This window comes from Halomonas garicola, from assembly GCF_055382465.1.
Genome location: NZ_AP043931.1, coordinates 1,105,161 through 1,121,086 on the forward strand (window position 1 = coordinate 1,105,161; position 15,926 = coordinate 1,121,086).

The 15,926-nt window shown below is 64.2% G+C and carries 15 protein-coding genes; 13 read left to right on the plus strand and 2 right to left on the minus strand.

Going from position 1 to position 15,926, the window contains the following annotated elements:
• The first annotated feature begins 20 nt into the window (after nt 1–20).
• The 7 genes from ribBA (at nt 21) to lon (ending at nt 7,608) form a co-directional block, all read left to right on the plus strand.
• Nucleotides 21–1,163 carry a bifunctional 3,4-dihydroxy-2-butanone-4-phosphate synthase/GTP cyclohydrolase II gene (gene ribBA, locus ACZ46Y_RS05515; protein ID WP_311956613.1) on the plus strand — a complete coding sequence of 381 codons (1,143 nt, stop codon included), beginning with the start codon at nt 21–23 and terminating at the stop codon, nt 1,161–1,163.
• A gap of 39 nt (nt 1,164–1,202) precedes the next feature.
• On the plus strand, nt 1,203–1,694 hold the full coding sequence (ribH, locus tag ACZ46Y_RS05520; RefSeq protein WP_311956633.1) for a 6,7-dimethyl-8-ribityllumazine synthase: 492 nt from the start codon (nt 1,203–1,205) through the stop codon (nt 1,692–1,694).
• Complete coding sequence (nusB, locus tag ACZ46Y_RS05525) at nt 1,691–2,188, plus strand: transcription antitermination factor NusB (protein ID WP_311956615.1); 498 nt, start codon at nt 1,691–1,693, stop codon at nt 2,186–2,188. The genes ribH and nusB overlap by 4 nt, the downstream gene beginning before the upstream one ends.
• A 47-nt stretch (nt 2,189–2,235) precedes the next feature.
• Nucleotides 2,236–3,255: a thiamine-phosphate kinase gene (thiL, locus tag ACZ46Y_RS05530; RefSeq protein WP_311956617.1), complete on the plus strand. Its 1,020-nt coding sequence runs from the start codon at nt 2,236–2,238 to the stop codon at nt 3,253–3,255.
• A complete protein-coding gene (locus ACZ46Y_RS05535; RefSeq protein WP_311956619.1) occupies nt 3,252–3,725 on the plus strand; it encodes a phosphatidylglycerophosphatase A family protein in 474 nt (157 codons plus the stop codon). Before thiL ends, ACZ46Y_RS05535 begins: the two co-directional genes overlap by 4 nt.
• A gap of 66 nt (nt 3,726–3,791) precedes the next feature.
• Nucleotides 3,792–5,018, plus strand: coding sequence for a DUF945 family protein (locus ACZ46Y_RS05540; protein ID WP_464380081.1), 1,227 nt, complete (start codon nt 3,792–3,794; stop codon nt 5,016–5,018).
• Nucleotides 5,019–5,112: 94 nt separating this feature from the next.
• On the plus strand, nt 5,113–7,608 hold the full coding sequence (lon, locus tag ACZ46Y_RS05545) for an endopeptidase La (protein ID WP_311956621.1): 2,496 nt from the start codon (nt 5,113–5,115) through the stop codon (nt 7,606–7,608).
• A gap of 95 nt (nt 7,609–7,703) precedes the next feature.
• On the opposite strand, the gene nudE is transcribed toward lon, so the two are convergent.
• Nucleotides 7,704–8,291, minus strand: coding sequence for an ADP compounds hydrolase NudE (gene nudE, locus ACZ46Y_RS05550; protein ID WP_311956623.1), 588 nt, complete (start codon nt 8,289–8,291; stop codon nt 7,704–7,706).
• Nucleotides 8,292–8,497: 206 nt separating this feature from the next.
• Between nudE and yrfG the strand changes: the two genes are divergently transcribed.
• The 4 genes from yrfG (at nt 8,498) to msrB (ending at nt 11,315) form a co-directional block, all read left to right on the plus strand.
• A complete protein-coding gene (gene yrfG / locus ACZ46Y_RS05555) occupies nt 8,498–9,187 on the plus strand; it encodes a GMP/IMP nucleotidase (protein WP_311956624.1) in 690 nt (229 codons plus the stop codon).
• A complete protein-coding gene (hslR, locus tag ACZ46Y_RS05560; RefSeq protein WP_311956625.1) occupies nt 9,180–9,569 on the plus strand; it encodes a ribosome-associated heat shock protein Hsp15 in 390 nt (129 codons plus the stop codon). The genes yrfG and hslR overlap by 8 nt, the downstream gene beginning before the upstream one ends.
• 44 nt (nt 9,570–9,613) lie before the next feature.
• Nucleotides 9,614–10,492, plus strand: a complete 879-nt coding sequence (hslO, locus tag ACZ46Y_RS05565) for an Hsp33 family molecular chaperone HslO (RefSeq protein ID WP_311956626.1) — start codon at nt 9,614–9,616, stop codon at nt 10,490–10,492.
• 325 nt (nt 10,493–10,817) lie between these two features.
• Nucleotides 10,818–11,315, plus strand: a complete 498-nt coding sequence (gene msrB / locus ACZ46Y_RS05570) for a peptide-methionine (R)-S-oxide reductase MsrB (RefSeq protein ID WP_311956628.1) — start codon at nt 10,818–10,820, stop codon at nt 11,313–11,315.
• 77 nt (nt 11,316–11,392) lie between these two features.
• On the opposite strand, the gene ACZ46Y_RS05575 is transcribed toward msrB, so the two are convergent.
• Nucleotides 11,393–12,334 carry a peptidase dimerization domain-containing protein gene (locus ACZ46Y_RS05575; protein ID WP_311956630.1) on the minus strand — a complete coding sequence of 314 codons (942 nt, stop codon included), beginning with the start codon at nt 12,332–12,334 and terminating at the stop codon, nt 11,393–11,395.
• Between the two features lie 128 nt (nt 12,335–12,462).
• Here ACZ46Y_RS05575 and ACZ46Y_RS05580 point away from each other — a divergent pair, with 128 nt between their 5' ends.
• Both ACZ46Y_RS05580 and ACZ46Y_RS05585 read left to right on the plus strand, forming a co-directional pair.
• Entirely contained in the window at nt 12,463–13,212 is a 750-nt protein-coding gene (locus ACZ46Y_RS05580) for an IS5 family transposase (RefSeq protein ID WP_311881913.1), read from the plus strand.
• A 175-nt stretch (nt 13,213–13,387) separates the two neighbouring features.
• Nucleotides 13,388–15,763: a Tex family protein gene (locus ACZ46Y_RS05585; RefSeq protein WP_311954667.1), complete on the plus strand. Its 2,376-nt coding sequence runs from the start codon at nt 13,388–13,390 to the stop codon at nt 15,761–15,763.
• The last annotated feature ends 163 nt before the right edge of the window (nt 15,764–15,926 follow it).

Genomic DNA, 15,926 nt, shown 5'->3' on the forward strand with positions numbered 1-15,926 from the left:
AGACAACACTGGGAGATTTCATGGCGCAATCCTCCGTTGGGGGGCTGGCCCCCATCGCCGATCTGGTTGACGACATTCGCCAGGGCAAGATGGTGATCCTCATGGACGATGAGGATCGCGAGAACGAAGGCGATATCATCATGGCCGCCGAGAAGGTCGAGGCCGAGCACATCAACTTCATGGCGCGCTTTGCCCGGGGGTTGATCTGTCTGCCCATGACCCGGGCGCGCTGCGAGCAGCTGAGCCTGCCGCTGATGGTGCACAACAACGCCTCGGGCTTCGGCACCAAGTTCACGCTGTCCATCGAGGCGACCGAAGGCGTGACCACGGGGATTTCCGCCGCCGACCGCGCACGCACGGTGCAGGCCGCGGTGGCGCCCAGCGCAGGGCCCCAGGATATCGTCCAGCCCGGGCATATTTTCCCGCTGATGGCCGAGCCCGGCGGCGTGCTGCGCCGCGCCGGCCACACCGAGGCCGCCTGCGACCTGGCGGCGCTTGCCGGCTGCGACCCCAGCGGGGTGATTTGCGAAGTCATGAACGACGACGGCAGCATGGCGCGGCGCCCGGAGCTGGAAACGTTTGCCGAAGCTCACGGCATCAAGATGGGCACCATTGCCGATCTGATCCACTACCGCATCGTCAACGAACAGACGGTGGAACTGCTGGAATCCCGCCCCCAGCATACGGCTCACGGCGAGATGACCCTGCACGTATTCCGCGACCGCATTCAGGGCGCGCATCATCTGGCGCTGGTCAACGGCCGGCCCGAGAGCGAAACGCCGACCACGGTGCGCGTGCATCTGGCCGATACCCTGCGCGACGTGCTGGGCCTGTTGCAGGATGACAAGAACCGCTGGAACGCCGGCAGCGCGCTGGCCGAAATCGCCGGCAGCGAGCCCGGGGTGTTTGTCCTGATCGATGAAAACCTGCCGTCGCCAGATCTGAAAGACCAGCTGGATGTCTTTCTCGAACGTACGCGCACCCCACGCACCAGCGATTCGGACGGCGCCGGCAACTACCTGACCATTGGCACCGGCTCGCAGATTTTGCGTCACCTGGGCGTAGGCAAGATGCGCCTGCTCAGCTCGCCGTGGAAATTCTCCGCGCTTTCCGGCTTCGATCTCGAAGTTGTCGAGCGCCTTGGACCGAATGACAAGGCCTGAAGGCCCTGTCTATGGAAACACAGCTAGCAGGAAGACATGATGGAACCGCTCGCCCAAATTGAAGGCAACTTTTTCGACGCCAACGGCCGCTACGCCATCGTAGTCGGGCGCTTTAACCACCACGTGGTGGACAGCCTGGTGGAAGGGGCCGTTGACAGCCTGGTGCGCCACGGCGTTGACCCGGAAAATATCCAACTGATTCATGCCCCGGGCGCCTGGGAGCTGCCGCTGGCGATCAAGCGCGTGCTGGGCGTGGTCAAGCCCGACGCGGTGATCGCGCTTGGCGCGGTGATCCGCGGCGGCACGCCGCACTTCGAGTACGTCGCCGGCGGCTGCAACTCGGCGATGAACACCCTGCAGCTGGAGTACGATACCCCGGTGGCCAACGGCGTGCTGACCGTGGAGACCATCGAGCAGGCTATCGAGCGCGCCGGTACCAAGGCCGGCAACAAGGGCACCGAAGCCGCCATGGCGGCCATGGAAATGGTCTCGCTGCTGCGCACGGTAGGTAGGGCAGGAGCGGCACAATGAGCCGTCAGCGCCAGCCTGCCGCGGCGCAGCAGAGCCGCCACGCCGCCCGCGAGCTTGCCGTGCAGGGGCTTTATCAGTGGCAGATGAACGACAAGTCGATGACCGTCATCGAAGCCGAATTCCGTGCGCAAACGCCGGATGATGACCTGGAGCCCCACGAAAACTGGGCCACGGTGATGGGCATTGCCGATCAGGCGCTGTTTTCCGAGCTTTTGCACAACGTTGCCCGGCTCAAGGGCGAGATCGACCGCGATATCTCGCCGGTGCTCGACCGCCGCCTGGAAGACCTCGACGGCGTGGAGCTTGCCATTCTGCGCCTGGGCGCTTATGAATTACGCTATCGCCTGGAAGTCCCGTACCGCGTGGTGATCAACGAGGGCGTCGAGCTGGCCCGCTCCTTCGGCGCGACCGACGGGCACAAATACGTCAACGGCATTCTGGACAAGCTGGCCAACCGGCTGCGCAGTGCCGAAGTCAGCGCGCGGCGACGCTGATGCCTGCCCCCGCGTTCAAGGTGCCACACCCTGTTTAAGAGGCCGTTGTGCTTGCCGAATTCGACCTGATCCGACGCTATTTCACGCCCGGTGATACCGCCCGGGCGGAGAGCCGCGGCATGACGCTGGGCATCGGTGACGATGCCACTTTGCTCGCGCCCCGGGCGGGCCTTGAGCTTGCCGTCAGCGTCGACACCTCGGTGGTGGACGTACACTTTCCCGGCGATGCCCCGGCGCGCGCCGTGGGCCACCGGGCGCTGGCGGTAGCAGTGAGCGATCTGGCGGCCATGGGCGCGCGGGGGCGCTTTTGCTGGATGGCGCTGACCCTGGACGCGCCGCGCCTGGCCGATGAACGCGCGGCGGATGCCTGGCTTGGCGGCTATGCCCGCGGGTTTCTTGACGGCTGCGCGCGCTGGGAAACGGCGCTTGCCGGCGGCGACGTGACTTCGGGGCGGCTGGCCGTCAGCGTCACGGTGATGGGGGAAGTGCCCACCGGCCAGGCGCTCAGGCGCAGCGGGGCGCAGCTAGGCGATATCGTTGCGGTGACCGGCGCGCTCGGCGGCGGGGCCGGCGGGCTGGCGCTGTGGCAGCGCGGCGAGCGCGATCTTGACCACCCTTTGCTGCGCCGCTACCTGCTGCCCGAGCCGGCGCTTGACGCCGGGGTGGCGCTGCGCGGGCTGGCCTCGAGCGCCATGGATATTTCCGACGGCCTGCTGGCGGATCTCGGCCATATCCGCTGTGCTTCCGGCGTCGATGCGGTGCTGGATATCGACGCGCTGCCGCTCGCCGACGGCCTGAGCGCCGCGCTGGGCGCCGACGAGGCCCGCCGGGCGGCGCTTTCCGGCGGCGACGACTACGAGCTTCTGGTTACCCTGGCCCCGACGAACGTCGCCCGGGCCCGGGCAGCGCTGGAGGCAGCCGGCGTGGCCCTGACGGCCATTGGCCGCTGCGTGGCACCGGGTGAGGGGCAGGACGCCGCCGAGATACTGGAGACGGCCACCGGCGGCCGGCGTGGCTGGCAGCATTTTGCCCCGCCGGCCCCGGCGTCGGCGGAGCCCCGCCGATGAACCGCGCCCCGGCCAGCGTCTGGCGGCGCCCGACTCACTTTTTTGCCTTCGGGTTGGGCAGCGGCACCATGCCCTGGGCGCCGGGTACCTTCGGCACCCTGGCGGCGATTCCGTTTTATTGGCTGATGGCCGATCTTAGCCAGGGCTGGTATCTGGGCATCGTGCTGGTGGCCTTCGCCATCGGCGTCTGGCTGTGCGATAAAACCTCCCACGACCTGGGAGTGCACGACCATTCGGGGATCGTCTGGGACGAGTTTGTCGGCTACTGGATTACCATGACGGCGGTGCCGTTTTCCTGGGAGGCAGCGCTCTGGGGCTTTGTGATATTTCGTATCTTCGATGTCTTCAAGCCCTGGCCGATTCGCTGGGCGGACCGCCGGGTCGCTGGGGGCTTTGGCATCATGATCGATGACGTGATGGCCGGGCTCTATGCCTGGAGTTCCATGCACCTGTGGTTCTGGCTGCATTAGCCGTATGGCCCGGGAGGCAAACGGCCTGAGGCCTAAGGAAGCGTGATGCGTAAAGAGCGCCTGATAGTGCCTGTACTTGCGGCCCTGGCGGTTGCCTGGCTGGTCGCCCAGCTGGTGTCCAGCGTGCTGTTCGAGCGCAGCCTGAGCCAGGCGCTTTCCGACCTCCAGGCCCGGGGGGAGTGGCGGGTCAAGCGTATCGAAAACGACGCCGGCTGGCTGAGCTCCCGGGGGCGCATTCTGCTTTCGCCGCTGTTGGGCCGCCCCTGGCGGCTGGAGCTCAACTACGAAGCCCGCCACGGTATTCTTTCAAGCGACATTACCGGCAGCCTGCACCCGCGGCTGGACGGCACGCTGCAAAAGGCCGTGGGCGAGGTGGGAGCGAGCGCCGCTCCGCGCCTGAACGGGCGCTATCATACCTATAGCGGACGCTATGCAATGCGCGTGGCGCTGGCGCCGCTGGCGATTACCCAGCACGGGCGCGAGCTTGCCGTGCGCGGTGCCCGGGTCAAGCTGCGCGGCGTTTACGGCGACTGGCGCCTGGCAGCCGAGCTCGACGAGCTTTCCCTGATCGATCACGGGGCCCGTCTCACTCTGGGGCCGGCTACGCTTGAAAGCCGCTATACCTATATCGAGGATGCCTACCACTTCAACCAGCACGACAAGCTGCGCATCGAATCGCTGAATCTCGACCATCCCGACCTGGCGCTGAGGTTCGCCCCGCTGGTGCTGCATACCGACATGGCGCTGGACGAGCGCGAGCTGCGCATCGACGGCGAGCTCATCCTCGACAACGTCTGGCTGACGGAAGAGGCGCCGGATACGCCGGCGCTCAACGGCCGGATCGCGGGGACGCTTTCGCGCCTGGACGCCGACGCCGTGCGGCAAATATTCGCCCGGCTGCGCCAGAACGCCGCCCGGGGCGACGCCGATATGCCCGTGGCCGACGGCGTACTCGAGCGCCTTTCGCCTCTGCTGCGCCAGATGCTGAGCGAGGCGCCGCGGCTGGACGTCGAGGAAATCGCGCTGACCAGCCCCCTGCTGGATATCGCCATGGAGGCCGACGGCGCGCTGTTTTTTGATACCCGCAAGCTCGATGACCTGGATTTTTCCCGGCTCGACGAGCCCGCCATGCAGGCGCGCTTTCGTCAGCACCTGAACGGCGACATTACCTGGCACGAGGCGCCCGCCGTGGCCGCGCTGTGGCTGGGCCTGCCGCTTGACGAGCGCGAGCTCGTGTTTGACCTGATCGAGGGCGACTGGCGGGTCAACGGCCGCCCGCTGCCGGAGGGGTAAAACAGGGGGATGGCTTGAAGTTTGGCCCTGGCGCCCGCATTCCCTTAGCAACCGCCCGGCAGCTATATCGCCGGCTTTTGTTAACGGAGGGTGCATGAGCGACCAGGACTATAGCGACCAGGGCTTTGACCGCGACGACCAGGCTCCCCAGTGGGACGCGCAAGACGAGACCACGGCGTACGAGGATGCCGGCGACGAGCTTAAGGACGAGTACCGTTCCGACGGCGAGCGCGTCCACGATATCGTGCCGGCAAGCGAAGCGCTGCCCGAGCGCATCTATCTTTTACCCATCAACAACCGGCCGTTTTTCCCCGCCCAGGTGCAGCCTTTGCTGATCAACCGCGAGCGCTGGGAAGAAACCATGCAGCGGGTGGCCAATACGCCGCATCACACCATCGGCGTCGCCTTTGTCGGTGACGGCGATGACGACGGCGAGGCGCCGGGGGAAGACGACTTTCCCGAGTTCGGCACCGCCGTCAGGGTGCACAAGCTCAAGGCTGAAGACCACCAGATCCAGTTTATCGCCCAGGGGCTGCAGCGCTTTCGTATCCGGCGCTGGCTGTCGAAAAAGCCGCCGTACCTGGTCGAGGTGAGCTACCCCAGAGAGCCTGTCGATAGCGAAAACGAGGAAACTCGCGCCTGGGCCATGGCGATCATCAACGGCATCAAGGAGCTTTTGCCGATCAATCCGCTCTACGGCGAGGAGCTCAAGCACTATCTCAACCGCTTCAGCCCCAACCAGCCCGGGCCGCTGACCGACTTCGCCGCGGCGATCACCTCGGCCAAGGGCCCCGAGCTTCAGGACGTGCTGGCGACGCTGCCGGTGATCGAGCGCATGCAGAAGGTGCTGCCGCTGCTGCGCAAGGAAATTGACGTGGCCAAGCTGCAAGGCGAAATCAGCGAGCAGGTCAACGCCAAGATGCAGGAGCACCAGCGCGAATTCTTTCTGCGCGAGCAGCTCAAGGTCATTCAGCGCGAACTGGGCATCTCCAAGGACGACCGCGAAAACGACGTCGACACCTTCCGCGCTCGGCTTGAGGGGCTCACCGTGCCCGAGCGCGTGCAGGGGCGCATCGACGAGGAGCTGGGCAAGCTCAGCGTGCTGGAAACCGGCTCGCCGGAATACGGCACCACGCGTAACTACCTGGACTGGCTGACCAGCCTGCCCTGGGGCATCACCAGCGACGACAAGCTGGATCTGAATCACGCCCGTGAGGTGCTCAACCGCGACCACGACGGGCTTGAGGAAGTGAAAGAGCGCATCGTCGAGTTCCTCGCTGAAGGCACCTTCAAGGGCGACGTCGGCGGCTCGATTCTGCTGCTGGTAGGGCCGCCAGGCGTGGGCAAGACCTCGGTAGGCCGCTCCATCGCCGACGCGCTGGGCCGCAAGTTCTACCGCTTTTCGGTAGGCGGCATGCGCGACGAGGCCGAAATCAAGGGCCACCGGCGCACCTACATCGGCGCCATGCCGGGCAAGTTTGTCCAGGCGTTCAAGGAAGTCGAAGTGGAAAACCCGGTAATAATGCTTGACGAAATCGACAAGCTTGGCCAGTCGTTTCAGGGTGACCCGGCCTCGGCGCTGCTGGAGGTGCTCGACCCCGAGCAAAACGTGGACTTTCTCGACCACTACCTCGACGTGCGCATGGATCTTTCCAAGGTGCTGTTCGTGTGTACCGCTAACACCGTGGATTCCATTCCCCGGGCGCTGCTGGACCGCACAGAGCAAATCCGGCTCTCCGGCTATATCGCCGAAGAAAAAGTCGCCATTGCCAAGCATCACCTCTGGCCCAAGCTGCTCAAGCGCAACAACCTGAGCAAAAAGCGCATCAACCTGACCGATGCCGCGCTCAGGCAGGTGATCGATGGCTATGCCCGGGAAGCCGGCGTGCGCCAGCTGGAAAAGCAGCTCCACCGCATCGTGCGCAAGGCGTCGGTACGGCTGCTGGAAAGCGAGCAGGAGGAAGGCGAGGCCACGGTCAAGGTCTCGGTGAAAAACCTCGAAGACTTCCTCGGGGCGCCGCTGTTCCGCAAGGAGAAGGTGCTCAAGGGCGAAGGCGTGGTCACCGGCCTTGCCTGGACTTCCATGGGCGGGGCCACGCTGCCGATAGAGGCGACCCGGGTGCACGGGCTGGACCGCGGTCTCAAGCTCACCGGCAAGCTTGGCGAGGTGATGCAGGAGTCGGCCAACATCGCCTACAGCTATACGCTTGGTCACCTGCGCGAAAACGGCGCGCCGGCGGACTTCTTCGACTCGTCCTTTATACACCTGCACGTGCCCGAAGGCGCCACGCCCAAGGACGGCCCCTCTGCCGGGGTGACCATGACCACCGCGCTTTTGTCCATGGCCCGGCGCCAGTCTATCGGCCGGCCGCTGGCGATGACCGGGGAGCTGACCCTGACCGGCCAGGTGCTGCCGGTGGGCGGTATCCGCGAAAAAATCATCGCCGCGCGCCGAAGCAGCATCTACGAAGTCGTGCTGCCGGCGGCCAACCGCCAGGACTATAACGAGCTGCCCGAGTTTCTCCGCGAGGGCATGACGGTCCATTTCGCCGATCGCTACCGCGACGTGGCCAAGGTCGTGTTTCAGTAATGCCGCGTCGGCTTCTGTAATAGGCCGTCAACGCCAGGGGCTGCCATGCAGGCAGCCCCTTTTGACGAAAGACCGGTGGGCGCTGTGGCAAGCCGTTACGGCACCAGCCCTTCGCGCTCGGCGCGCAGCCGGTCCCGGGCAATATATAGCGCGGCGATGGCGCGGGCCTCGTGGAAATCGTCCCGGGCGAGCAGGGCGTCGATGTCGTCGAGCGGCTGACTTTCCACCACCAGCGGTTCGGGCTCGTCGCCGGGCAGGCGCTTATCGTAGAGGTCGGTGGCCAGCAGCACGTTCATGCGGTGGCGCATGTAGTTGGGCGCCAGCGACAGCTCGCACAGCGGCTCAATTTGGCGAGCGCCGACGCCGCATTCCTCCATCAGCTCGCGATTGGCGGCGGTAACGGCGTCTTCGCCGGGGTCGATGAGCCCTTTGGGCAGCGTGAGCACGTAGTCTTCGAAGCCGGCGGCGTATTCGCGGATCAGCAGCACGCTTTCCGGGTCGGGCATGGCGACAATCATGACCGCGCCGCTGCCCTTGCCGCCCAGGCGTTCGAACTGGCGCTCTTCGCCGTTGGAAAAGCGCAGGTCAAGAGCTTCCACGCGAAACAGGCGGCTTTGGGCAACGGGCGTGCAGGAAAGGATCTGCGGCTTTTGCAGGACGGTAGAAGAAGCGTTCGCGGACATGCTGTCTCCGTGGCAGGGCAGAGGCGCGGCGCCCCTGGCAAAATGGGTTGCGATCGGTGAACGCGGATCGGCACTCGTGGGCCAGCGGTCGTTGATGCATCATCGATAGTCTACAATAGCACGCCTGACCGGGCCGGCGCAGGCAAGCCCTGACGTTGCCCAACGGCCCCGGGTACCGCGCGGAAAACACCCCAAGAGGAGCGGCGATGATACATTGGCAGACCATCGATACGGTGTTGCTGGACATGGACGGCACGCTGCTGGATTTGCACTTTGACAGCCATTTCTGGCTTGAGCATCTGCCGCGCCGCTACGTGGAGCTGCACCAGCTTGACGAGGCCTCCCAGCGCGCGCTCGAGGCGCGCATTGTGGGCGAGCAGGGCACGCTCGACTGGTACAGCCTGGCCTACTGGCGCCGAGAGCTTGACGTGGATATCGTCGCGCTCAAGCGCGAAGTGCAGCACCTGATCGGCCTGCGCGGCGACGCGCTGGATTTTCTCCGCTGGCTGAAAGTCGCCCACCCAAGGGTGGTATTGGCGACCAACGCCGACCGCGAAAGTCTTGAGCTCAAGCTGCCGCTGACCGGCCTTGAGCCCTACCTGGATGCGATTGTGTCGTCTCAGGATCTGGGGGCGGCCAAGGAGGAGCAGGCGTTCTGGCACGCGCTCAGGGCCCGGGAGCCGTTCGACCCGGCGCGGACGCTGTTCATCGACGACAATCCGCGGGTGCTGGAAAGCGCCAAAGCGTTTGGCATCCGCCATCTTCTGGGTATCAAACAGCCGGACAGCCGGCGCCCGGAGCGGGAGCTGCAGACCTTTACCGCGCTTGGCCGCTTTGCCGAGATCTATCCCGCCGAGGTGCCGGAAACCGCAATGAAGGAGGGGCTTCATGGCTGATAGCGTACGTCTGGACAAGTGGCTGTGGGCGGCGCGGTTTTTCAAAACCCGTCAGCTGGCGAAAAAAGCCATTGAGGGCGGCAAGGTGCACTACGACGGCGGCCGGGCCAAAACCAGCAAGCTGGTGGAGCTGGACGCGCTGATTCGCGTGCCCCAGGGATTTGACGTTTACGAGGTCCGCGTGACCGGACTTTCCGGCCAGCGCCGAGGGGCGCCGGAAGCCAGAAAGCTCTACGAAGAGACCGCGGAAAGCGCCGAGCGCCGGGCGCGCGAGCTGGAAGCCCGGCGGCTGGGCCAGCAGGTCATGCAGCATCCGCACCGGCGCCCGGATAAAAAAGAGCGCCGCGAGATCAAGCAGTTCCAGCGCAACCAGGGCGGCTAATCCTCGCGTCGGCCGCGATTTTTTCTTTGCAGGTAACCGCATAAATGAACGACCAGATACAACGCTTTTTGTTTGATAACACCAACGTGCGCGGCGAAATCGTCACGTTGGAGAAAGCCTACAGCGACGTGCTCAGCCGCCACGCCTATCCCCCGGCGGTGAACGCGCTGCTAGGCGAGCTGCTGGCCGCGGTGGCGCTGCTGACCGATACCGTCAAGCTCGACGGCGTGATGAGCCTTGAGGTGCGCGGAGAGGGTGCGCTGTCGCTGCTGATGGCCGAGTCCAACCCCGGCGGCGAGCTGCGTGCCATTGCCCGGGTCGCCGAAGACGCCGCGCTGCCGGATGCCGGCGCGGCGTTTCGCGAGCTGGTGGGCGAAGGCCAGATCGTGATTACTCTGGATCCGCGCGAGGGCAACCGCTATCAGGGCGTGGTGGCGCTGGACCACCCGACCCTGGCCGAATGCCTGGAGGCCTACTTCAGCCAGTCTGAACAGCTGCCCACCCGGCTGTGGCTTGAGGCCGACGGCAAGCGCGCCGGCGGGCTTTTGCTTCAGCGCCTGCCCAACGAAGCGCAGAACCAGGACGTGGACGCCTGGGAGCGCAGCGTCAAGCTGGCCGAGACCATCAAGCCCGACGAGCTGTTGGGCCTGGATCAGCGCCAGGTGCTCTACCGGCTCTACCATGAAGAAACCGTGCGCGTGTTCGAGCCCAAGGCGCTGTACTTTGGTTGCACCTGCTCCCGGGAGCGCATGGCCGACGGTCTCTTGACCCTGGGCGCCGAAGAGCTGCGCGATATCGTCAAGGAGCAGGGCGCCATCGACACTCAGTGCCACTTCTGCCACTCGAACTATCGCTATACCGCCGCCGACATAGAAGCGCTGCTCTCCGGCGACCCGGATGCCCCGTCGCCCACGGTGCATTGACGGGCAGGGCAGATGCAGCACTCGTTTCCAGTGTCGTTGCGAGCGTAGCGAAGCAATCTCGGGGTTTGTGGCTACCGGCACCGCCAGGCGCCTTGGAAGGCCATCACTCGGCGGGCCTTTGGCCCGCGTCGCCCGATAAATCGGCCTCCCACATATGACCTGATAGCGCCAGTGAGCTTGTGGGAGGGCGGCTGTGCCGCGCGAGGGCGGTGGCTTCGTATTAAAAAGGCCAATGGTTGTACATTGGTCTTTTTTATTGGATGCGGTGTACAGGTGTGGTGCTACTATACTGGCTGAAAGACCCACAACCCTGAGGAGGCCTTTCATGAAACGCCGCCATTTTCTTGGCCTTGCCGGCCTGACCGGCGTCGTCGGCGCGCTGCCCGGCATGTCATTCGGCTACCCGAGCCTTGATCTGACCGCGGCCGACGATATCCAGCCGCTCGAACTGACGCAGGACGAGTGGCGCGAACGCCTGTCGCCCGAGGCCTACAAGGTGCTGCGCGAAAACGACACCGAGCCTGCTTTTTCCAGCCCCCTGGACGACGAGAACCGGGAGGGCGAGTTCCGCTGCGCCGGGTGCGACCTGGTGCTGTTTAAAAGCGCCATGAAGTACGATTCCGGCACCGGCTGGCCGAGCTTTTTCAAACACGTCGAAGGGCACCTGCTCAGCAAGCTGGACTTCAGCATGATCTGGCCGCGCACCGAATATCACTGCGCGCGCTGCGGCGGCCACCAGGGGCACGTGTTTGAAGACGGCCCCGAGCCCACCGGCCTGCGCTGGTGCAACAACGGTCTGGCGCTACGCTTTGAGCCTGCCTGACCGGCCCACAAAAAAGCCGCCGCTGACGATAAGTCAGCAGCGGCGATACTTCCTGCTATCAGTTCTTGGCGACGTTGTTAGTCCAGCTGATCCTGGTTGCCAATTCGTGCCAGCATTTCCGTAAACATCTGGATGTCCAGCATCAGGTTATCTATTTTTTTGAATTCGTTGGCCGTGTGGCCGGTATAGTCTTCACCCGGCATGGAAGGGCCGAAGTTGATGGCATTGGGCAGCAGCTTGGCCGTCGTGCTGCCGGCAGTGGCAATGGGTTCTGCCTTCTGGCCGGTCGTGTCGCCAAAGATATTGAGCAGGGTCTGCAGCCATTCCCCCTGGGGGTCGCGACGCATCCAGTCGCGGATTTCGGCGTCCACTTCCATGTCCAGGTTCTGTTCCTGGCCGTAGGCCATCAGCTTGTCATGGATCGTTTGAGCCAGGTCGTCAACGGACTGCTCACCCTCGGGTGCGCGCACGTTGACGGCGACTCGCAGCCTGTTTTCCTGCTCCTCCAGGTAGGTCGGCGTCAGCGTCAGCGGTCCCATAAAGTCGTTGTCGTAGCCGACGCCGAGCTTTTTGCCTTGGTAGTCCAACCCGTAGTTGTCGTCGATATAGTGAACGGCACGGGTATAGTGGTTGGGCTGAAAGTCAATGTCGACTTCGGCCAGCAGCCCTGCCAGGCGAGGGACAGGGTTGACGCCGGACTGCGGGCGGGAAGAATGGGCGGACTGCCCCTTGAGCGTCAGATTGACGGTATCGCCTTCCACCTCAGTGGCTACCGTGAAGTCGCCGCCGTTGTCCTCGGCGTACGCTTTGCCCTGAGCCTTGAGCTGCTGGCTTATTGCCCCGGCGTTATTGGCTTCAATGGTGGCAACCGATTTGGAGGGGATCTGATTGGTGGCCAGTCCGCCCGTGATCTCGGTGATGATCGGGCCGTTGCCGTCTACCTCGGTGAGAGGGAAGTAGGCGTCAACGGTACCAAAGCCCTTTTCGGCAATGATGGCCGGATAGCCGCTGTCCAGCACGATATTGTAAGGTGGAAGCTGGGCGTGTTCCTTGTAGGGTCTGTTGACGTTTCATGGCAGGGGTATTGGCAGGATAGGGGCAAGCTCACAGAATAAAGGTTCCTAAGCCAACAAACTGCAAGCCTGCCATGCCCCGACAAATGCTCACGGATGAACACTGGCCGAAGCTGAAATCTATCCTGCTTCAACAAGGTATTTATGACAAGACCGATCTGCGTACCACGGTGGAAGGCATCCTTTATCGGATGCGAACCGGCTGCCCGTGGCGGGACCTACCGGAGGCGTTTGGCCCCTGGAACACGGTCTACAAGCGCTTCAACGCCTGGTCAGCGAGTGGAAAGCTGATGAGGATTTTCATCTCTCTGGTGGAAGATCCTGATGTCGAGTGGCTATTTATTGATGGTTCCTACGTCAAGGCTCACCAAGATAGCACTGGGGCTGCCACGGAAGATGCAGAAGCCATTGGCAAAAGTCGTGCAGGCAATACCAGCAAGATCCACTTGGCCGTGGATGCTTATGGGTTGCCGATCGCCTTCAGAATAACCGGGGGTGAAGTGCACGACAGCACGGAAGCCCAGGCATTGATTGACGGTTTGCCGGCAGGTGACGCGCTGGTGGCTGACAAAGGCTATGACAGTGAACGTATCCGTGAGCAGGTCGAAGCCAAAGGAATGGCTGCCGTCATTCCACGCAGGCGTAACTCGAAAAAAGGAAATGCCAATCTGGACAGAGGGTTATATCGCTACCGGCATCTGGTTGAGAATGCCTTTGCTCGATTGAAACCGTATCGCGCCATTGCGACGCGCTACGATAAGCTCAAACGAAATTACGAAAGCATGGTGGCCTTGGCATGCGGCTTTTTATGGCTACCAATGTGAAACGTCAACAGGCCCTAGCCTGAAGGGTTTTTTAATCGTTACGTAGGTCACTTGCAAGGCGTCGCCAGTATCGGCGTTTCGGGACGCTGCCGTGTTTGCCGCTGCCGGAAGCGGGGCGCGGACGAGTGTGGTACCTTGTGGCCCTCTTCATTGCTGCATGAGTTAGTTGCGATATATGAATGTCAATCAGCGTATTCTGGAACGCCTGGCCGATGAGCTGGGCGTTCGCACTGCCCAGGTAGCCGCCACGGTAGGCCTGCTGGACGAGGGCGCGACGGTGCCCTTTATCGCCCGCTACCGCAAGGAAGTCACCGGCGCGCTGGACGATACTCAGCTGCGGCGCCTGGACGAGCGCCTGCGCTACCTGCGCGAGCTGGAAGAGCGCCGCGAGGCGGTGTTTGCCGCGATTGACGAGCAGGGCAAGCTGACGTCTGAACTTGCCGCCGACCTGAACGCCGCCGATACCAAGCAGCGTCTGGAAGACCTGTACCGCCCGTACAAGAAAAAGCGCCGCACCAAGGCCCAGATGGCTCGGGAGGCCGGCCTTGAGCCGCTCGCCGATGCGCTGCTTGCTGACCCCGGCTTCGATCCCGAGCAGGAAGCCAAGGCCTACCTGCGCCCAGCCGAGGGCGAGACGCCGGCGGTGGAAGACGCCAAGGCCGCACTCGACGGCGCCAAGCAGATCCTGATGGAGCGCTTTGCCGAAGACGCCGAGCTCATCGGCCGGCTGCGCGAACGGCTGTGGCAGGAAGGCGAGCTCTCCGCTCGGGTGCTTGGCGGTCAGGAGCGCGAGGGCGCCAAGTTTGCCGACTACTTTGAGCACGATGAGAAACTGGCCAAGGTGCCGTCTCACCGGGCGCTGGCGATGTTTCGCGGGCGCAACGAAGGCGTGCTGAGCCTAGCCATTCGCCTGCCCGGCGAAGACGAGGCGCCGATTCATCCGGCTCAGGTCATGATTGCCAAGCAGGTGGGTATCAGGCTGGCCTCGGCCGTTGAAGACCGCCGCGCCGGCGACAAGTGGCTCGCCGAAGTCGTGCGCTGGACCTGGCGGGTGAAACTCTACACTGCGCTTGAAACCGAGCTGCTGGGGCAGCTGCGCGAGCAGGCCGAGCTTACCGCCATCGAAGTATTCGCCGCCAACCTGCAGGATCTGCTGCTTGCCGCCCCCGCCGGGCCGAAGGTGACGCTGGCCATTGACCCGGGGCTGCGCACCGGCTGCAAGGTGGCGGTGGTGGACGCCACGGGGCAGTTTCTCGCCCACACCACGATTTACCCCCACGCGCCGCAAAACCGCTGGCGCGAATCCCTGGAAGAGCTGGCCCGCCTGGTCAAGCAGCACGGCGTGGCGCTGATCGCCGTGGGCAACGGTACCGCCAGCCGCGAGACCGACAAACTCGCCGGCGAGCTGGTCAAGGCGCTGTCAGCCTCGCAGCCGCTGAGCAAGGTAATGGTGTCCGAAGCCGGCGCCTCGGTGTATTCGGCCTCGGAATACGCCTCCCGGGAGCTTCCCGTCCTCGACGTCACCGTGCGCGGCGCGGTGTCCATCGCCCGTCGCCTCCAGGACCCGCTGGCCGAGCTGGTCAAGATCGAGCCCAAGTCCATCGGCGTGGGCCAGTATCAGCACGATGTCTCCCAGCTGCAGCTGTCCAAAAGCCTCGAGGCGGTAATCGAAGACTGCGTGAACGCCGTCGGCGTAGACCTCAACACCGCCTCGAGCGCCTTGCTTTCTCGGGTGGCGGGGCTGTCATCCACGCTTGCCGACAATATCGTCGCCGAGCGCAACCGGCGCGGCACCTTCAACAGCCGCCGGGCGCTGCTGGACGTCAACCGCCTGGGGCCCAAGACCTACGAGCAGTGCGCGGGGTTCTTGCGCGTGACCGGCGGCGACAACCCGCTGGACGCAAGCGCCGTGCATCCCGAGGCCTACCCGCTGGCGGAGCGCATTGCCCGCCAGAGCGGCCGCGAACTCAAGGGGCTGATCGGCGACAGCGCCACGCTCAAGGCGCTCAAGCCCGCCGACTTTGCCGACGAGCGCTTTGGCGTGCCCACGGTCACCGACATTCTTTCCGAGCTGGACAAGCCCGGCCGCGACCCGCGCCCCGAGTTCAAGGCCGCAGAGTTCCGCGAAGGCGTGGAAACCCTGAACGACCTTGAGCCGGGCATGGTGCTGGAAGGCACCGTCACCAACGTCACCCACTTCGGCGCCTTTGTGGATATCGGCGTGCATCAGGACGGCCTGGTGCATATCTCGGCGCTTTCCCACCGCTTTGTGGAAGACCCGCGCAGCGTGGTCAAGGCCGGCGATATCGTTCAGGTGAAGGTTATGAACGTGGACATTCCGCGCAAGCGTATCGGGCTATCCATGCGCCTTGATGACCAGCCGGAAGCGGACAAGGCGGATGCCGCCAGCAGCAATGCCGGAAGCGCAGCCGACGGCAAGGCCGGGGCCAACAAATCCCGCCGCCGATCGCGCGGCGGCAAGGCAGACAGCAAGGAAGCTGACGTCGGGGCGCTGGGCGCTGCGCTGCTGAAGGCCAGGGGCGGCAAGTAACACCGCTTGAATATCGTTAGCCAGGCATCATATCTTACGCGTAACCGTTTTTTGGCTGTACCCCGATGGTACAGCCTGACGCTTTTATGCAGGCTCGCGACGGCGAGCCGATGAACCAGGCATTCAGGCCCGCGACGGCGGGCCGCTTAACTGGGAGTGCACC

Excerpts from the sequence above, each read along its gene's own strand:
- ribBA (WP_311956613.1), top strand. The coding sequence starts at position 21 with ATGGCGCAATCCTCCGTTGGGGGGCTGGCCCCCATCGCCGATCTGGTT.
- nudE (WP_311956623.1), bottom strand. The coding sequence starts at position 8,291 with ATGTCCGCGAACGCTTCTTCTACCGTCCTGCAAAAGCCGCAGATCCTT.
- ACZ46Y_RS05535 (WP_311956619.1), top strand. The coding sequence starts at position 3,252 with ATGAACCGCGCCCCGGCCAGCGTCTGGCGGCGCCCGACTCACTTTTTT.
- hslO (WP_311956626.1), top strand. The coding sequence starts at position 9,614 with ATGAACGACCAGATACAACGCTTTTTGTTTGATAACACCAACGTGCGC.
- ACZ46Y_RS05585 (WP_311954667.1), top strand. The coding sequence starts at position 13,388 with ATGAATGTCAATCAGCGTATTCTGGAACGCCTGGCCGATGAGCTGGGC.
- nusB (WP_311956615.1), top strand. The coding sequence starts at position 1,691 with ATGAGCCGTCAGCGCCAGCCTGCCGCGGCGCAGCAGAGCCGCCACGCC.
- lon (WP_311956621.1), top strand. The coding sequence starts at position 5,113 with ATGAGCGACCAGGACTATAGCGACCAGGGCTTTGACCGCGACGACCAG.
- hslR (WP_311956625.1), top strand. The coding sequence starts at position 9,180 with ATGGCTGATAGCGTACGTCTGGACAAGTGGCTGTGGGCGGCGCGGTTT.
- yrfG (WP_311956624.1), top strand. The coding sequence starts at position 8,498 with ATGATACATTGGCAGACCATCGATACGGTGTTGCTGGACATGGACGGC.
- msrB (WP_311956628.1), top strand. The coding sequence starts at position 10,818 with ATGAAACGCCGCCATTTTCTTGGCCTTGCCGGCCTGACCGGCGTCGTC.
- ACZ46Y_RS05580 (WP_311881913.1), top strand. The coding sequence starts at position 12,463 with ATGCCCCGACAAATGCTCACGGATGAACACTGGCCGAAGCTGAAATCT.
- ribH (WP_311956633.1), top strand. The coding sequence starts at position 1,203 with ATGGAACCGCTCGCCCAAATTGAAGGCAACTTTTTCGACGCCAACGGC.